Origin of the sequence: Aerococcus viridans (genome assembly GCF_001543285.1) — a bacterium.
Taxonomy (GTDB): domain Bacteria; phylum Bacillota; class Bacilli; order Lactobacillales; family Aerococcaceae; genus Aerococcus; species Aerococcus viridans.
The window spans coordinates 2,042,694-2,060,173 of record NZ_CP014164.1 but is presented as its reverse complement, the minus strand read 5'-3'; the positions used below and the strand labels follow the sequence as shown (position 1 = coordinate 2,060,173).

Annotated in this window: 15 protein-coding genes and 1 other RNA gene; 13 read left to right on the top strand and 3 right to left on the bottom strand. The window is 40.9% G+C overall.

Annotated elements, in window-relative coordinates; translation table 11 throughout:
* Positions 1-56 precede the first annotated feature (56 nt).
* The 11 genes from AWM76_RS09620 to AWM76_RS09570 all read left to right on the top strand — a co-directional run bounded on the left by AWM76_RS09620 (position 57) and on the right by AWM76_RS09570 (position 10,573).
* A complete protein-coding gene (locus AWM76_RS09620) occupies positions 57-383 on the top strand; it encodes a hypothetical protein (RefSeq protein WP_016898020.1) in 327 nt (108 codons plus the stop codon).
* The gene (locus AWM76_RS09615) at positions 370-2,325 is read left to right on the top strand and encodes a V-type ATP synthase subunit I (RefSeq protein ID WP_003143161.1); all 1,956 of its coding nucleotides are present in this window, start codon (positions 370-372) and stop codon (positions 2,323-2,325) included. The genes AWM76_RS09620 and AWM76_RS09615 overlap by 14 nt, the downstream gene beginning before the upstream one ends.
* Before the next feature lie 36 nt (positions 2,326-2,361).
* On the top strand, positions 2,362-2,841 hold the full coding sequence (locus AWM76_RS09610) for a V-type ATP synthase subunit K (RefSeq protein ID WP_003143160.1): 480 nt from the start codon (positions 2,362-2,364) through the stop codon (positions 2,839-2,841).
* A gap of 43 nt (positions 2,842-2,884) precedes the next feature.
* Entirely contained in the window at positions 2,885-3,454 is a 570-nt protein-coding gene (locus AWM76_RS09605) for a hypothetical protein (RefSeq protein WP_003143159.1), read from the top strand.
* Positions 3,455-3,472: 18 nt separating this feature from the next.
* Positions 3,473-4,474, top strand: coding sequence for a V-type ATPase subunit (locus AWM76_RS09600; RefSeq protein WP_003143158.1), 1,002 nt, complete (start codon positions 3,473-3,475; stop codon positions 4,472-4,474).
* Positions 4,464-4,775 (top strand): V-type ATP synthase subunit F, encoded by a 312-nt coding sequence (locus tag AWM76_RS09595; RefSeq protein ID WP_003143157.1) that lies wholly within the window; start codon positions 4,464-4,466, stop codon positions 4,773-4,775. The genes AWM76_RS09600 and AWM76_RS09595 overlap by 11 nt, the downstream gene beginning before the upstream one ends.
* 55 nt (positions 4,776-4,830) lie before the next feature.
* Positions 4,831-6,606, top strand: coding sequence for a V-type ATP synthase subunit A (locus AWM76_RS09590; RefSeq protein ID WP_003143156.1), 1,776 nt, complete (start codon positions 4,831-4,833; stop codon positions 6,604-6,606).
* The gene (locus tag AWM76_RS09585) at positions 6,606-7,988 is read left to right on the top strand and encodes a V-type ATP synthase subunit B (protein ID WP_003143155.1); all 1,383 of its coding nucleotides are present in this window, start codon (positions 6,606-6,608) and stop codon (positions 7,986-7,988) included. Before AWM76_RS09590 ends, AWM76_RS09585 begins: the two co-directional genes overlap by 1 nt.
* 6 nt (positions 7,989-7,994) lie before the next feature.
* Entirely contained in the window at positions 7,995-8,630 is a 636-nt protein-coding gene (locus AWM76_RS09580) for a V-type ATP synthase subunit D (protein WP_003143154.1), read from the top strand.
* A 308-nt stretch (positions 8,631-8,938) separates the two neighbouring features.
* An RNA gene (gene ffs, locus AWM76_RS09575) (signal recognition particle sRNA small type) lies at positions 8,939-9,035 on the top strand.
* Between the two features lie 197 nt (positions 9,036-9,232).
* Positions 9,233-10,573: an ISL3 family transposase gene (locus tag AWM76_RS09570; protein ID WP_060779296.1), complete on the top strand. Its 1,341-nt coding sequence runs from the start codon at positions 9,233-9,235 to the stop codon at positions 10,571-10,573.
* Between the two features lie 347 nt (positions 10,574-10,920).
* On the opposite strand, the gene AWM76_RS09565 is transcribed toward AWM76_RS09570, so the two are convergent.
* The 3 genes from AWM76_RS09565 to AWM76_RS09555 form a co-directional block, all read right to left on the bottom strand.
* The gene (locus AWM76_RS09565; RefSeq protein WP_003143253.1) at positions 10,921-11,619 is read right to left on the bottom strand and encodes a GAP family protein; all 699 of its coding nucleotides are present in this window, start codon (positions 11,617-11,619) and stop codon (positions 10,921-10,923) included.
* Between the two features lie 150 nt (positions 11,620-11,769).
* Positions 11,770-14,622 (bottom strand): DEAD/DEAH box helicase, encoded by a 2,853-nt coding sequence (locus tag AWM76_RS09560; protein WP_003143254.1) that lies wholly within the window; start codon positions 14,620-14,622, stop codon positions 11,770-11,772.
* A gap of 42 nt (positions 14,623-14,664) precedes the next feature.
* A complete protein-coding gene (locus AWM76_RS09555) occupies positions 14,665-15,060 on the bottom strand; it encodes a (deoxy)nucleoside triphosphate pyrophosphohydrolase (protein ID WP_003143255.1) in 396 nt (131 codons plus the stop codon).
* Between the two features lie 276 nt (positions 15,061-15,336).
* On the opposite strand from AWM76_RS09555, the gene AWM76_RS09550 reads away from it, so the two are divergent.
* Both AWM76_RS09550 and AWM76_RS09545 read left to right on the top strand, forming a co-directional pair.
* Entirely contained in the window at positions 15,337-16,335 is a 999-nt protein-coding gene (locus AWM76_RS09550; RefSeq protein WP_003143256.1) for an NAD(P)H-quinone oxidoreductase, read from the top strand.
* A gap of 172 nt (positions 16,336-16,507) precedes the next feature.
* Positions 16,508-17,296, top strand: a complete 789-nt coding sequence (locus AWM76_RS09545) for a 2-keto-4-pentenoate hydratase (protein ID WP_003143257.1) — start codon at positions 16,508-16,510, stop codon at positions 17,294-17,296.
* The last annotated feature ends 184 nt before the right edge of the window (positions 17,297-17,480 follow it).

The window sequence follows — 17,480 nt, the reverse complement described above, 5'->3', positions numbered from 1 at the left end:
TAAAGCGTTTTTTTGTTATAATTAAGTTGTTATAACGCTTTTAGGGGGTGAATTGGGTGTCCAGCAAAACTTTAGCAAAAATTGTCGATACTGAGAAAGCAACGCAAGCACTAAGTGATAAATATGCAAGTAAGCGAGAAAGTTTATTAGAAGACAAAAATCGCAAATTAAGCCAAATGGCGTCTGAAAAAGATGCAATCTTGAAAGATTATCAAGAAGCGCAGCGTGCCGAGAATGAAAAAGCTTTACAAGCGTACAAATCTGAAGAAAAAGCGAAGAATGATCAAGAGATTAAGGAAATTGAGAATCAATTCCAAGGCGCTTTGCCATCTTTAGTCTCACTTGTAATTGAGGAGGTGAAAAATAGCTATGGCAATCGCTAAGATGCAAAAAGTATCGATTGTAACGGCGCCAAGTAACAAAGACCAATTGTTATATACCTTACAAACGATGCAAAATATACAAGTTAGTGACCTTTCTCTAAAGGTAGCCGGCCAAGACTTTACCTTCAACAATAATTACCAAAGTGATCAAGATTACCAAGTCATTTATGAACGCGGACGCGAAGTATTACATTATCTCAGTCAATACCAACAAAAGGTATCTTTAAAAGATAAAATTACGACCAAACGCCCACAAATGACCATGGATGAACTACATCAAACTGTGGATGAAGCAGCAGCTTTACAATTGATTGAAAAAGTCGAAGCCTTAAGACAAAAGCGTAACGACATTCAAGACCAACGCCAACGGGTTGAAGATGAACAAACAACCATCGCCAAATGGCGGGCCCTAGATGTCGATCCAAAATCTCTACAAGAGCTTAAACTATTCGATGTTCGTCTAGGAACGATTCCAAATGACGAAAACCGTCACCACTGGCAACAATTAAAAGCCATTGAAGATGTGGCCGTTGAAGAAGTATTTGCCAACGAGAATGAAATTGGAGTCGCAGTCGTTGCCTTACCAGGTCACCACGACAACTTGCAAGCAAGTCTTGCAGAAAATTATTTCTCTGAAGTGGCGTTCAATTACGGACAAACCCCAGAAGAGACCTTCCAAACATTGGAAAGTGAACGGAAACAACTCATCAAAGATGAGGAAGCCGTTGTTAAAGACATTAAAAACATGCAAGAATCTAAAGCCACTATTCAATTAGCGGTAGAAGAATTCTTTAACCGTAGTCAACGTGCCAACGCAGCAAAACTTTCATATGATAACCAACAGTTATCTTTATTCAGTGGTTGGATTGAAGAAGCGCAGGTTGAAAACTTGCAAAGCGCTTTAGAAGAAGCCTTTGATGTGCACACGTTTGCTATTATTTTAGAAGAAACAACCGAACAAGAAGTCAAAGAAGATGAAGTGCCTATCAAATTACATAATGCTTCTATAGTAGAACCATTCGAAATGATTACTGAAATGTACTCATTGCCAAATTACCGGGAGAAAGACCCAACCAACTGGGTAGCTGGTTTCTACATGTTATTCTTCGCTATGATGATGGGGGACTTCGGTTACGGTATCCTCCTTTGGATTGGTACACTCTTTGCCATGAAGGTAATGGATTTACGGAAGGGTACCAAACGTTTTGTGAAATTTGGACATATTCTATCCTACCCAACGATGTTAATTGGTTTAGCTTATGGATCCCTATTTGGTGAAGCTTTACCATTCGGTTTGATCAATCCAACTGAAGATGCCTTAACCTTGATGATTATTTCATTAGCGATTGGGTACATTCACATCTTTGTAGGTTTATGCTTAAATATCAGATTACAGCTTAGTCGTAAAGACTATGCATCAGCCTATAATGACGGTATTGGTTGGTTAGCACTGTTAATAGCGCTAGCTATTGGTATTACTGGCTTTATGACCGGTATGGATATGTTGATTCCTATCGCAAAATGGTTTGCTATTATTGCAGCTGCAGGAATTATCTTGGTTCCTATGTTCACGAGTAATAATAAGGCAGTTGGTGGTGTCGTTGGTTTGTATAACTTATACGGTGTATCTTCGTATGTAGGAGATTTCGTTTCTTATACACGACTAATGGCTTTAGGTATTTCAGGTGGCGCAATCGCCATGTCCTTTAATATCTTGTTTACTATCTTGCCAGTGCCTGTTCGTTTTACAGCGGGTATTTTGATGATTATCGCCTTGCAACTATTTAACATGTTCTTATCACTACTATCCGCTTACGTTCATAGTATGCGTCTGGTATTTGTTGAGTTCTTTGGTAAATTTTATGAAGGTGGCGGTCGGGCATTTAAACCGATCCGTACACTACAGGAGTTTGTTTCCCTAAAAGATGTAGAAGAAAATTAATAATTAAGAAGACAACAAAATGGAGGTTTTTAAATAATGAATACATGGTTTGAATTTTTTGTGGAAAACGGCGGCCAAATCTTTGCGATGGTCGGAATTGCAATTGCCGTAATTTTCTCTGGTATGGGTTCTGCACGTGGTGTTGGTGAAACTGGTGCGGCTGCAGCTGCCTTGGTTAAAGACCAACCCGAAAAATTTGCGCAAACATTAATCTTACAACTATTACCTGGTACGCAAGGTTTGTATGGTTTCGTTATTGGGATCATGATTTACTTGCAATTAGGTACAGGATTAGACTTAACTCAAGGACTACAATACTTTGTAGCAGGTATCCCCATTGGTTTAGTAGGTTTAATTTCAGCACGTTGGCAAGGGCATACTGCAACAGCAGGTATCCAAATTCTAGCCAAACGTCCTGAAAACGTATCTAACGCAATCATCTACTCTATCATGGTTGAAACTTACGCAATCTTAGCATTCGTTATTTCTCTATTATTAGTACTTTCTGTTGGTTAATCACTAACCAAGTAGAAAAACCAAAAGAAGGAGGATAAGTCGAATGGCAGATATTCAAACTTTAGTTGATCAAGTGCTAGCCAATGCTGAAAAGGAAGAAAAAGAAGCATTAAAAGCATTTGAAGCTGAAATGAATGAAGAAATCAACAAAGCCAAAGCGCAAAACGATGCCCAAATTGTGGCTGAAAAGCAACACATCAAAAACGCTGAAGCTAAAAAATTACAAACACAAAAACAAAGCTACTTAAACGTCTTACGTAATGACAAATTACAAGCCAAACAAGCCTTACTAGAAAAAGTCTATAACCAAGCTATTGTTGAATTACAACAATTATCAAGCGAAGAGTTTACAGGTTTTATCAAAGGCGCTTTAAACCAAGTAGCTGGTACTGAGAACCTTACGTTAACAGTAGGTGAATTCAGCCAACACCAATTCGACGCTGATCAAGTGAAAGCCTTAAACCCATCTATTCAGTTAGATGACACTTTCCTTGCTAAGCGTTCAGGTTTTATTTTAAGTAACGAAGAAGTGGACTATAACTTTACTTTTGAATCAATCATTGACCAAAAGAAAAAAGCATTAGCGCCAAAATTAGTGAAACAAGCATTCTAAGAAAGGGGAGTGATAGCAATGCCAAACGCTACATATGCACAACTGGATACAACCATTCGTGTAAAAGAAAGTAGTTTGCTAGCAAAAGAAGACTATGACGCACTTTTACGTGCCAACTCCCTTGAAGATGTATTTGCTGCCCTACGTAAAATGAACTACCATATCCCTGAAAATATCGGAGAAACACATGATTTCGAAGGGTTCCTAACCCGTGATTTACGTGAAATGTATGCTGGTTTATATGAAGAAACGCCTGTAGATGAAGTGGTAGACGTATTTGCCTTGCGTTACAGCTACCACAATTTAAAAGTGTTATTTAAAGAATGGTATACAGAACGCGATTTCTCGCACATGTATATCAACATCGGCCGTTTTTCAATCGAAGCCTTACGGACCTTAATGCAAACCGGTGAAGGTAACCAGTTCCCGGAAGTGATGAAAGCTGGGGTCCAACATGCACGTGATTATTACGAAGAATACCATGACCTAGACGGTATTTCGATCCTATTGGACCAGTCTTACCTAGGCCATTTAAGAGACATCGCCGACAAATCAGATGATCAAGATATGGCGAATACTCTATTGATGATGATTGATTTAGAAAACTTGTCTATGGTTGTTCGTGGTATGAAACAGGGTCGTTCTCGTGGGTTTTTAGAAGCAGTTTTATCTGATGATGGGACTTTTGAAGAGGTAGAATTAGTCGACTTAGCAACGAGTAAAGACTATAACCGCGTATTGGATAAATTTGCCAGCTTACCATTCGCTGGTAAAATCAATGACCGTATCAGCGCCAATGATCCAATTGATGTGGTGAAATTAGATAAGAAAATCAAGAAAATCGAGGCTGAAGAAATTCGTCAGGCAGCTTGGGTACCATTTGGCCCAATGCCTGTATTGGCTTACATTTACTTCAAAGAAAATGAAGTAGCCAATCTAAGACTTATTTTAAACGCCAAAGAATATGATCTAGACCAAAAAAGTGTTGAAGAAAGGATGCGACCTATTTATGGCTTATAAAATCGGTGTAGTCGGTGAAAAAGACGTCGTTGTTCCTTTCCAATTGATTGGTTTCGACGCCTATCCAGTGATTTCAAGCCAACAAGCCCGTGAAACAATCCGGAAAATGGCAGACGACCACTATGGTGTGATCTATTTGACCGAAACAATCGCACAGCAAATTCCAGACACCATTGCCTTTTACGACACACAAGTTAGCCCAGCAATCATTCTGATTCCTTCACACAAAGGGAGCTTGGGTATCGGGCAGTCTCGTGTAAATGACAACGTTGAGAAAGCGGTTGGTCAAAATATTCTATAAGAATCAAAATACGCAAATGAAAAATCATAGAAAACGATAAGAGGGAGGAACAGTCTTGAAAGACGGAAAAATCATTGAAGTTTCCGGTCCACTGATTAAAGCTAGTGGCATGGAAGAAGCAGCTGTTCGTGATATTTGTTTAGTAGGTGACCTACAATTAACAGGGGAGATCCTTGAAATGCACGGCGATGTTGCTTCAATTCAGGTATACGAGGAAACTTCTGGTCTTAAACCTGGCCAAGTAGTAAAAACAACTGGTCAACCATTATCAGTTGAACTGGGACCTGGTATGTTAACGAAAATGTTTGACGGTATCCAACGACCATTACAAGAGTTCATGGATTCAACCGAATCAAACTACTTAGAACGTGGTGTGCAAGTAGCGCCCCTAGACCGTTCAGCAGTGTGGCATTTTACCCCAACTGTTGAAGCAGGCACACAAGTTACAGGTGGTGACATTGTGGGTACTGTTCAAGAAGGTCCCGTAATTGAACACCGTATCATGGTGCCAGTTGGCGTTTCAGGTACAGTGAAATCAATTCAAGAAGGCGACTACACTTTAGAAGATAACGTGTATGTCTTAGACACTGAGCAAGGCGAGAAATCATTCACAATGATGCAAACATGGCCAGTTCGTCAAGGTCGTCCTTTTGCAGAAAAATACTCACCAAATAAAATCATGACAACAGGTCAACGTGTTATCGATACTTTCTTCCCAATCTCTAAGGGTGGAGCGGCTGCAGTTCCAGGGCCATTCGGTGCCGGTAAGACAGTTGTACAACACCAAATTGCAAAATATGCAGATGTTGATATCGTAATTTATGTTGGTTGTGGTGAACGTGGTAATGAGATGACTGACGTAATTAACGAGTTCCCTGAATTGGTTGACCCAAAAACTGGTGAATCAATCATGGAGCGTACTGTGTTAATTGCCAACACTTCAAACATGCCGGTAGCAGCCCGTGAAGCTTCTGTTTATACAGGGATCACAATTGCTGAATACTTCCGTGACATGGGTTACTCAGTAGCAATTATGGCCGATTCAACTTCTCGTTGGGCGGAAGCACTTCGTGAAATGTCTGGTCGTCTAGAAGAGATGCCTGGTGACGAAGGTTACCCAGCTTACTTAGGTTCTCGTATTGCAGAATACTATGAGCGTGCTGGTATCGTCCGTACTTTAGGTAGCGAAGGCCGTACAGGGTCAGTTACAGCAGTTGGTGCCGTGTCGCCTCCAGGTGGGGATACATCTGAGCCGGTTACACAAAATACCTTACGCGTTGTAAAAGTATTCTGGTCATTAGATGCCAACCTATCTCGTCAACGTCACTTCCCAGCCATTAACTGGTTAAGCTCATACTCATTGTATGATTCAGAAATCTACAAGGGTGTAGCGGCAGAATTAGGCGTTGAGTGGGGCCAATGGGTACAAAAAGCCATGAATATCCTAACTGAAGAAGACAGCTTACAAGAAGTTGTGCAATTAGTTGGTATTGATGCCTTATCGGAAAAAGATAAAATGACCCTACTCATCGCAGCTATGATTCGTGAAGGTTACTTACAACAAAATGCCTTTGATGACGTAGATACAACGACTTCAGCGAAGAAACAAGAGAAAATGTTATTCAACATTTTAACCTTCGACCAAGAAGCGCGCCAAGCAATGGAAAAAGGTGCTTACTACCAAGAAATTGCTGACAACACAGTCGACTTACGCGAAAAAATTGTGCGTTCTAAATTTATCCCAGAAGATCAATTAGACCGCATTGACGCTATCAACAATGAAATTAAAGAAGCTATGATAGAAATCTTGAAAGGAGGCAGCTACGCATAATGTTAAAAGAGTATAAATCTATCTCCGACGTTTATGGTCCCCTAATGATTGTAGAAGACGTTGAAGGCATTAGTTTTGATGAGTTAGTAGAAGTACAGTTACAAACTGGTGAAAAACGTCTAGGACAAGTGCTTCAAGTAGAAGAAAGTCGCGCAGTCGTACAGATCTATGGTGGTGGTTCTGGTATTAACTTACAAGACACTAAAGTGCGCTTCCAAGGACGACCACTTGAATTCGGCGTATCTGAAGACATGATTGGTCGTGTATTCGACGGACTTGGTAACATCAACGACAACGGTCCAGAAATCATCGCTGAGGAAAGTCGTGACATCAATGGGCAAGCCATTAACCCAATGGCTCGTGACTACCCGGATGAATTTATTCAAACTGGTATCTCAACAATTGACCACTTGAACACCTTAGTTCGTGGACAAAAACTACCCGTATTCTCTGGTTCAGGTTTACCGCATAAAGAGCTTGCTGCCCAAATCGCACGTCAAGCCACTGTACTAGGTGACGACGACCAATTCGCCGTTGTCTTTGCAGCAATGGGGGTTACCTTTGAAGAGGCTGAATACTTCATGGAATCATTCCGTGAAACAGGTGCCATCGACCGTTCAGTATTGTTCATCAACTTAGCGGATGACCCTTCAATTGAACGTTTAGCAACACCAAAAATTGCCTTAACAGCAGCAGAATACCTAGCTTACGAAAAAGACATGCAAGTATTGGTTATCATGACTGACATGACTAACTACTGTGAAGCCTTACGTGAAGTATCTGCAGCCCGCCGTGAAGTACCAGGACGTCGTGGTTACCCAGGTTACTTATATACAAACCTGTCTACACTATATGAACGTGCTGGCCGTATCAAAGGGTCTAAAGGTTCTGTAACGCAGATTCCAATCTTGACTATGCCAGAGGATGACATTACGCATCCAATTCCTGACCTAACAGGTTATATTACCGAAGGGCAAATTATCTTAGACCGTGACCTTGATGCACGTGGTATTGAGCCACCAATCAACGTATTGCCATCACTTTCTCGTCTAAAAGATAAAGGTACCGGGGAAGGTAAAACACGTAAAGACCATGCAGCGACAATGAACCAACTATTTGCTGCTTATGCGAAAGGTAAACAAGCTAAAGAATTATCTCAAGTATTGGGTGAATCAGCCCTATCTGAAACAGATAAGAGATACGTAGAATTTACCACAGCATTTGAAGACAAATACGTTGACCAAGGTTTTGAGTACAACCGTACGATTGAAGAAACCTTAAATCTAGCTTGGGAATTACTAGCGATCTTGCCTCGTACAGAATTAACACGTATTAAAGATGATTTAATCGATACATACATGCCTTCAACTGAAGGAGAGTGATCTTAAATGGCAAATGCGCTAAATGTCAAACCAACACGGATGGAACTGAGCACATTAAAAGAACGTTTAAAGGTTGCTCAAAATGGTTATGACTTGCTAAAAGATAAGCAGGACGAATTAATGCGCCAGTTTATCGAACTAATTAAAGAAAATAACCAACTGCGCAATGAAGTAGAAGACGAATTGTCGGGTGCCTTAGGTAACTTCGTATTGGCCTCATCATCAATGAATGACGCCTTTATGGAAGAAATCGTGGCCTTACCGACTAAACAGGTCAACTTAGAAATTGCCAAAAAAAATATCATGAGCGTTGACGTACCTAAGATGTCATTTTCATACGATGATGACAATCAAGACAGCGACAACGAAGTGAAGTATGGTTACCTAAACACATCTAGTGAATTAGACGATGCCATCGAAGTCTTGAACGATGTCATGCCTAAGCTATTAAAATTGAGCGAAATTGAAAAAACGTGTCAATTAATGGCAACGGAAATTGAATCTACAAGACGTCGAGTAAACGCCTTAGAATACCGAATGATTCCAAACATCAAGGAAACCATCAAGTATATCCAAATGAAACTAGACGAAAACGAACGTGCATCTATTACACGTATGATTAAAGTTAAGGACATGGGGTAAACACCAGGGTGCGAAAGCCGACGCCAAGGGAGGAACGTTGGAAGATTAGGGCAGTGGCTGACACAGTCAGGTACAATCTAATCTGAAACGCAGTCCTCCCTGGAGGCTTGAACCCGACTAAGGGTGCGAGAGTTGCGCAGACCCCGCCTCATTTTTATCTATCACTAACATGTTGTTTTCAGAATTAGAGACCAAGCCAATATTGTTAGCTTGGTCTCTTTTCATACATGACTATATTTTGAAAGATGTCATAATATGGAAGAAGTCCTTTACAAAGTATCAATAGAAATGGTATAATTAAATTTGCCGAAAGGCCTTGCGGCAAGGGTAGAGATGTGAACCGGGTCAGATGGGGAACCAAGCAGCTCTAAGCATTGTCTATCCTGTGCTGTAAGTTTTATATAATATTTAACGGCTAAAAGCCAAACGCCAAGTGTGTCCATTCATGCTTGGCTTTTTTTATGGGCATTTTTGGTTCTATAATAAATAGTGTTGGTGAGAATTCATATTGAATCTCATTGACACTATTTTTGTGTACGCAAAAAGGACATGATATCCTTAATGCGTGTAAACCACTACGAATACAGAAAGAAGGAAAAATCATGTCCCATACATCTATTATAAAACAACTTTGCGGTATTTACGACAATAATATTGATATTACAATACCAAAATCTATGCATCTGTTGCCACTTGAAAAGTATCATGAAATAAATCATTTCGTTTTACATGGGGTTCTTACGTACAAGCCTAAGGCTTGTATGCACTGTGGTGTAAAGAATACTGGTAATCGAGATATCATCAAACATGGCTTTAAACCAGCTATCATTCGATTACCGAACACAGCTACTAATCCTGTTTTACTTAAATTACAGAAGCAACGCTTTTATTGTAAACATTGTGCACAAACTTTTATCGCTGAAACACCATTAGTTGAAAAATTTTGCTGTATTTCTAAAACCATTAAAAGTCAAATTAGCTCCGAATTGGTTGAAACGCAATCTATGCGGTTAATCGCTAAACGTTATCATGTCTCTTCTCCAACAGTGGCCAGAACTTTAATGAAAGCAAGTATGGGACTATCACCTAAGGGAAATTATCTCCCGAATCACCTCGGTGTAGATGAGTTTAAATCGACTAATCGTGTAGCCAATGCGATGAGTGCTGTCCTTGTGGACACGCATAATAGAAGGCTAATTGATATTGTCGTTGATAGAAAACAAGCGTCGCTCATCGATTACTTTTCTTCTTTTACCTGGACTGCTCGAAGCAGCGTGAAGACAGTTTCGATTGATTTATATACACCTTATCTAGAGGTCATCCGCACATGTTTCCCTAATGCGAAGATTGTCATTGATCGATTCCATATAGTAAAGCTGTTGAATGAAACAATCAATTCTATTCGTATTAAAGTGATGAATGCTATCAAAACAAGCCGTCCATCGGACTACAATAAACTCAAAAAACAATGGAAATTGTTGTTAAAGAACGCTGAAGATTTAAATTTCACGGATACACATTATGTTCGTCAATTTGGTGAAGCGATATCAGAACAACGTATTGTTGATTATCTTTTGAGTATCTCACACGAACTTTTAGTTACTTATACCCTGATGAATGAACTAAAATATGCCATTTCAACTCATGATATCAATATTTTCAATGAAATCCTACGTGGGACTAAGAACCAAACTTTGCCAAGTCGTACGAGAAGAACTATCAGAACATTAGCCAAATTCTTGCCTTATATACATAACGCTTTAAAATATACTGTATCAAATGGTCCTACCGAAGGTATTAATAATAAAATTAAATTAATTAAACGAACAGGTTTTGGATATTCGAACTTCCATCATTTACGTGCAAGAATTTTAGTCCAATTCAAATTAAATTACAAACCATCCAATCCTAAACCTTATACATTTGATGGGATGGCAAGCTAACCCAGGGATAGTGGTATATTTTTGAATAAAGAGGACTGAAAGTGTACGTCCTTAGCCGTGAACAAGCATGAAATCGAGACTAAGGCTCGATTTCAAAGCAGAGAGACCTTGGCTCTCGCTGGTGCCACGGCTTTTAAGGAACGTACACTGAAGGACAAAACACCATTTGTTAGAAATGTTATCCCATTGGTCACTTCCCTTGCCTAAAGGCAAGAAAAAAGCCAAACACATCACAGCGTGCATGGCATTTAACTTTATTGATTTCTTAATTATTATTAAAAACTAAAAAACGTATTCGTGTGCTTTAAAATTATTTACCAACACTATTTGTAAAAGAACCGCATTTTTTAGAAGATTTGTATGCCATACCCGAATAAGGTAACAGCAATCAAAATCAAGATAATCGGCAAAATACGTGTGATGAAGAAATCCATCCAGCCCGCAATTCGTGTATAAATAGTCGTCAAACTACTCTTAAAGAATAGGGACATTAAAAACAAGCCATACATAGGTAATATAAACAAGACAAAGGAATAAAAGGCCAGTAGAAGCGTTGCTTGTAGATCAGTAATCGATACAGTTGCATAATAGCTTAGCAAGGCTAAATATGGCGCTATTGAGGAGATTTCAGCTAGACAAGAGGCAATACCCAGCATGATCAATGCGCCAGCTGATAAGTGCGTTTCTTCTGTTTGGGTAACGGCTTCCTTTTGCACATCTTCCTGGCTTGTTGCAGGTTGGTCTTTTTTCAAGTGGGTAAAGATTAAATAGGCGATGATCAAAAGACCGGCTACCGACGCTAGGTAACGCCAGGTGTATGGATAAAGATGGTTTACCCAATTGAAGGCTTGGAAAATCCAATCAGAGAAACCAAAGTAGAAGGCTAAACCGATTAAAAAGTTTCCCAGACCAATGGGGAAGATAAAATACAAAATATGATATGGGGATTTAATTTTAGATTGTAAAATGAATTGCTGGGTGAGCGCAAAGGGATTAATGCCATCGATTAAGCCAGCAATTAAGGTCGTTGTGAAGACTGCAAACATGATTTTCCTCCTAAAAAAACCGGACAGACATCCAAGCAGCACACCTTCAATTCGAAGGGCCTATGTGCACTAGAATACCTATCCGGCGATAGTTGTTTTTATTTATGAGTCACTATCCTATCAAAACGGGGATAGGTTGGCAAGGGTAGTTTACTGTAGATAGTTAAAGAGATTTCTTGGAATAGTTTCTTTAAAATGCAAGTTCATCTCCACAACGTTCCGGGTTTCACCATCACCACTCGGCTTTTCAAGTTGGGTAATCGTCGAAACATCAGGTGTCACTTCACCCAAATAATAAAACTCGGTTCCTTCATCATCGTCCTTTTTAATGAACATATGAATTTGCCAGTCGTCCGCATCCTGTAAGATTTTCACTTCAGGAGAGGCCAGTGTCCTTGGCGCTTTCGTGAACCAAGTCATCGTCTGTGGGTCTAACAAGGCATCTTCATAAGCAACTTGGGCACCAGTAAAGTCGTCGCCTTTATCCAGTGTCACAAAAATTGTAAAAATTTTCCGTTCCTTATCCTGAGTATAGCCCCCGATATTTTGGTCCACCAATTGCGTTTCCCATTTGAGCAGACGTAGGGCGTCACGACGGCCGTATTTTTGATACAAGGTTAAGTCTGATGATTTGTCATAACCGTCATTTAATAAGGTGGCCGTAGTGATTAAGTCATTTAAATGATGCAAAAAGGTCGAATCTTTCTTTGCTGACTGGAATCCAGGGCTTAAGTTAATCCCCTCGTCTACTATGGTCACGACTTGCCCCGGTTGGTAAGTTTTCTTTGAACTACCGGCGTAATAATCGGTGGACAAGGTTCGCACCACTGACTGCACAGTAATAGGGTCATGGCTTAAGTCATGTTTGGTCAAAATGGTTTGAATCTTGGCCAAGCTTAAAGTATCTACACTTTCTTTAGCGAGCTCATTCAATAAGACTAGTTCATGCGCCCGTTTGCCTGGTAAGATTTCCCGCGATAAAAACTTTAAGATATCGTTGGCAGCTTTAGAAAGGGTATTGTCCCTTTCCTTGATGCTGGCCAAGAAAGCGGGGTAATTATCCTTTTTGTTGGCTAATAGATAAGGGTCGAAACTGTTGGTTGTTTCAAAATCAATCAACATTGGCACACGACCCAATTCATTTTTTAAGCCTAGGTAGGCTTCTTTCGATTCTTTCATGGAGTCTAGTTTCACAGCATTTATAGACTCAAAAATCCGCTCTTTAGCAATGCTTTCGAAATTGATATTGGATAAACCGGAAATAAAGTTGGTGTTGAGGGTCGTCTTCCGCATGGTATCCTTACTGCGGTTTGAATTACCAGACAGGGCTACGGGAATCAGGTAGTTGTTCTTGTAGTTGCCGATAAAGTCGATGATATTCACGAATTCCTTATCATCATGCTTACGAAGCCCACGCCCCATTTGTTGGACGAAGATGATGCTGGATTGGGTGTTACGTAACATGACCACCTGGTTGATTTCTGGAATATCAATCCCTTCATTAAAGATATCCACTGTAAAAATATAGTCTAAGAGACCTGAAGTTAACCGATTTACTTGCTTGGTTCGCACATCTTGGCTATCGCTACCAGATAGGGCGACAGTTTTATAACCACGGGCGTTGAATTTGTCGGATAGGGACTTGGCTTCCTCGTTGCGGCTACAGAAGACTAAGCCTTTGACCTTTTCTTTATCTAAACCATAGTAAGTCAACTTGTCCATGACATAATCAACCCGTTCGTCTAGGATTAGGTTCTTTAATTGGGTGGTTTCAGAAATCAATTCGCCGTCTTTTTCGAAGTCGGTCACCCCAAAGTAATGGAAGGGGGCTAGTAAATCAGCTTCAAGAGCATCTTGCAGGCGGATTTCATAGGCGATATTGTAGTCAAAGAGTTCATATAAATTATAGCCATCTGTACGCTCAGGTGTAGCCGTTAAACCAAGTAGGAATTTGGGTTTAAAGTAGTCAAAAATCCGCTGGTAAGACGCTGATCCAGCTCGGTGGACTTCATCTACTAAGATATAATCGAATTCTTCTGGGTCAAATTGGTGTAAATGTTGGTCGCGGGTAATGGTCTGTTGGGTGGCGAAAATATACTTGGCTTGGCTATCCTTTTTATTACCTGTATAAAAGCCAAATAAATCATCTGGTTCTGTATGCATCACCCTTTTAAAAGAGGCCATTGCGGAATGTAAGATTTGTTCCCTGTGAACGATAAAAAGGACTTTTTCGGGTTTGGATTCCAAGACATCAAAAGCCGCTAGGTAGGTTTTACCAGTCCCGGTAGCCGCGATTACTAAGCCACGGTCGGCGCCATTTTGCCGTAATTCAATAAGACTATCTAAGGCTGGCTGTTGCATCTTATTAGGTACGATAAAGTTCTTGGCTGGGTCCAGTAAGATACTAGTATCACGGTATTTAGGCGGTTGGAAGGAATTGGCATATGCTTCAATCCAGTCTTCAGTTAAAGGCTGCGCACTCGCCCATTCCTTGTCTAAATGGGCCTGCATTTGATGGATAATGGCCCCGTGGTGGTAGGTAGTCAGTTTAATGTTCCACTCGTAATTGGTTTTTAAGGCATGGTTGGTCAAGTTTGACGACCCAATAATAAAGGAAGCGTGGTCCTTGTGTTCAAATAAATACCCTTTAGCGTGAAAAGCTTCTTTGTCAGAAATGCGGACCTCCAAATTAGGAACTTTCAGCAAGGCCTTGAAAATATCTGGTGAGTTAAAGTCCAAATAGTTGGAGGTAATTAACCGGCCTTTTATCCCTCGTTGGTGTAAATCAAAGAGGTGGGTTTTCAGCGTGTTGAGACCACTCTCCGTCACAAATGCCACTGAAAATGTAAAAGTTTCGCTGGTATCCAATTCCTCCTGCAAGGTATTTAATAGGAAGATATTCTCATCAGGCTGATTAATAATCAACTCAGGGTCATACTGGGCATGCCCCAACTGCCTCTGATCAATAAAAGCATGCCGCAAAGATTGCGCTAATAAATCCATATATACCTCCAAAAAATCCTAAAATTCAGTCTACAAATCAATCTATAGCGTCATTTGTGATAACTTATCTACAGCAGGCAGGTCCGCTGGCGCCCAGTCTAAAGACTTCAATTCGCTAGGCTTCAACCACTTGATGGCCTTATGTTCCGTCAAGAAGGGCTCACCTTGCTCAAGCTGGCAGATAATTGTTGTGAGATGAACGCGTCCGAAATCATATTCGTAGGCTGATGTATCAAATATCTCTGGGGATACTTGAACCTGGATCTTTAACTCCTCTTCCAATTCACGTTTCAGGGCTCCTTGCGCAGTTTCGCCAGCTTCTATCTTCCCACCAGGAAACTCCCACAAGTAGGCTAAAGACTTCGCGCCCCCGCGTTGGGCACATAAAATTCGCTGGTCTTTAATCAAAATCGCCCCAACAACATAAATATCTTTCATCCGTATCACCTGTCAATCGTTTTTTTACTATCATTAAAATCGGGTTGGACAAACCATAGATGACTGCGTTTCAGTTTAAGTTGAGCTGACATTGTCAGCCACTGCCCTAAACTTCCAACGTTCATCTGTTAACGGTTTGTCTCGCACCTAGAATATATAGATCATTTTACCGGACCCTCATTAAATAAGAAAGATCATAAGCTGCTTTACTTATCAATTGTCCGCAAATGGTTTATGATGTAAGGGACGAACACATATACAAAAGGAGTGGATTGGATGAAAGCTTGGATACTCAATCAAGCAGGTGGCCCAGAGAATTTTGAACTGCAAGAAATCGACAGGCCGATGGCACAAGCGGGTGAGGCTCTAGTCAAGGTCAAGGCAATTGGGCTTAACCGCCATGATGTCATGTCGAGGAACAGTTTGAAGCCGGATGCCAGCCTTGAAGACCGGGTGATGGGGATTGAGATTGCTGGTGAAGTGGTAGATATTCATACAGACGGGACGGAATCCAGTCATGTTGCTATTGGCGACCACGTAGCGGGGATTATTACCCACGGCGCATATGCCGAATACGCCCGCATCCCCCTAAGTCGTGCCATGGTTTTCCCTAAAGACACGCCTTTTACTACCGCTGCCGCCATTCCAGAAGCCTTCATGACCGCCTACCAGACTATGTATTGGATCGGCGACTTGCATCAAGGTGAACGGATCCTTGTCCATGCAGCGGGTTCTAGCGTTGGGACTGCAGCTATCCAATTGGCCAACCACCTGTCGCAGGTAGAAATCTTTGCCACCGCAGGCCGTCAAGATAAATTAGACCTAGCTAAAGAATTAGGCGCCCAGACCACCATTAATTATAAGGAAGAAAATTTCGCCGACGTGATTTCTGAAGCAACTGACAATAGGGGAGTCGATGTCATTCTAGATTTCATTGGGGCGTCCTATGCTAATAAAAATGCGTCAGCTATCGGCCAAGACGGCCGCTGGGTTTTAATCGGTGTTCTTGGGGGCACAGAGGTTCCGGACTTTGATATGGGGCAATTGCTCTTTAAGCGGGTGAAACTCCAAGGGACCTTGCTGTCAACACGCTCAGACGACTACAAGGCGCGCCTAGTAGCAGACGTCAATAAAGAAGTCGTGCCTTTAATTGCAGACGGTACTATTCAACCAGTGATTGACACTGTCATGGCTTTTGACCGCCTACCAGAGGCCCATGAATATATGGAAGACAATAAAAACTTAGGTAAAATCATCATCAGCTTGGAAGACTAAAGTTTCGTGATTTTATTGAGGGGAGTGATTTAGGGTGTTTGCCAGCAATCGGGGCAAATGCCCTTTTTCATTAGAAATATATGAGAGTTCAGATTGCTTTATTTGTCAGTTTTGATACAATGGGGTTAATATTTATCATTATTTTTTAATGAATTAAAAGGAGCTGACAGGTATGGAAGAGTCGAAGATGCAGGAGATTGCGCAGTATTTGTATGATGCGGAGAAGAATAAGACGGCGATTGATAATGTGACGGAGGTGTTTAATGTTTTCTTCGATGAGCAAGAAGCCTATGATATCCAAGATTTGGTCGTAGCTTTGAAGAAAGAAACAGACGGGAAGACGGCGGCCTATAAGATTGGTTTGACGTCACCGGCTAAGATTAAACAGTTGAATATTGATCAGCCAGTTTATGCCCACATTTTTGAGTATATGATTTCTTATGACGGCGAACCTTTGTCGATGGAACGGTTTATCCACCCCCGTATTGAGCCGGAAGTGACTATTGTCTTGAAGGAGGATATCTACCAAGAGAATGTAACTTTTGAAGAAGTCATGGATAAGATTGACTATGTCTATTCTTCTGTTGAGATAGTAGACTCTCGCTATCACGGTTTCCGTTTCTCCTTGGAAGATGTGGTTGCTGACAACACTTCTTGCCAGGGGGCAGTTTATTCAAATACCCACTTCAGCTTAGACCAAGTGGATATCTTGAACGAAAAAGCTGTTGTTTATATTAATGGTGAGAAGATTGATGAAGGGATTGGGAAGGATGTAGCCAACCATCCAGCCAATGCGGTGGTCTTCCTAGCCAACGCCTTGTATAAGCGGGGTGTGAAATTAGAGGCCGGCGTGCCAATTATGACCGGTGGCATGACCAAGGCGAACAAGATTGAAATTGGCGATAAGGTCGAAGTGAAATTCGATACCATGGACGACATTTCTTTTGAAGTAGTCGAATAAGCAGACTAAAGGCCAACTAATGGCAAAATAAAAACCAGCTAGTAGGGGACGAAAAGCGCCTAATCTAGCTGTTTTTTTGTGGTTGATTTTAGTAATTTAAACCCAATTTTGGTCCAGTTTATGGGCGCGTTTATGCTTTGGTGTTTACGCGCCTAAATGCGTTAGACGCGTCAATGCTCAGCGA

Excerpts from the sequence above, each read along its gene's own strand:
- AWM76_RS09615 (WP_003143161.1), top strand. The coding sequence starts at position 370 with ATGGCAATCGCTAAGATGCAAAAAGTATCGATTGTAACGGCGCCAAGT.
- AWM76_RS09605 (WP_003143159.1), top strand. The coding sequence starts at position 2,885 with ATGGCAGATATTCAAACTTTAGTTGATCAAGTGCTAGCCAATGCTGAA.
- AWM76_RS09545 (WP_003143257.1), top strand. The coding sequence starts at position 16,508 with ATGGAAGAGTCGAAGATGCAGGAGATTGCGCAGTATTTGTATGATGCG.
- AWM76_RS09555 (WP_003143255.1), bottom strand. The coding sequence starts at position 15,060 with ATGAAAGATATTTATGTTGTTGGGGCGATTTTGATTAAAGACCAGCGA.
- AWM76_RS09550 (WP_003143256.1), top strand. The coding sequence starts at position 15,337 with ATGAAAGCTTGGATACTCAATCAAGCAGGTGGCCCAGAGAATTTTGAA.
- AWM76_RS09580 (WP_003143154.1), top strand. The coding sequence starts at position 7,995 with ATGGCAAATGCGCTAAATGTCAAACCAACACGGATGGAACTGAGCACA.
- AWM76_RS09610 (WP_003143160.1), top strand. The coding sequence starts at position 2,362 with ATGAATACATGGTTTGAATTTTTTGTGGAAAACGGCGGCCAAATCTTT.
- AWM76_RS09600 (WP_003143158.1), top strand. The coding sequence starts at position 3,473 with ATGCCAAACGCTACATATGCACAACTGGATACAACCATTCGTGTAAAA.
- AWM76_RS09585 (WP_003143155.1), top strand. The coding sequence starts at position 6,606 with ATGTTAAAAGAGTATAAATCTATCTCCGACGTTTATGGTCCCCTAATG.
- AWM76_RS09570 (WP_060779296.1), top strand. The coding sequence starts at position 9,233 with ATGTCCCATACATCTATTATAAAACAACTTTGCGGTATTTACGACAAT.
- AWM76_RS09595 (WP_003143157.1), top strand. The coding sequence starts at position 4,464 with ATGGCTTATAAAATCGGTGTAGTCGGTGAAAAAGACGTCGTTGTTCCT.
- AWM76_RS09565 (WP_003143253.1), bottom strand. The coding sequence starts at position 11,619 with ATGTTTGCAGTCTTCACAACGACCTTAATTGCTGGCTTAATCGATGGC.
- AWM76_RS09560 (WP_003143254.1), bottom strand. The coding sequence starts at position 14,622 with ATGGATTTATTAGCGCAATCTTTGCGGCATGCTTTTATTGATCAGAGG.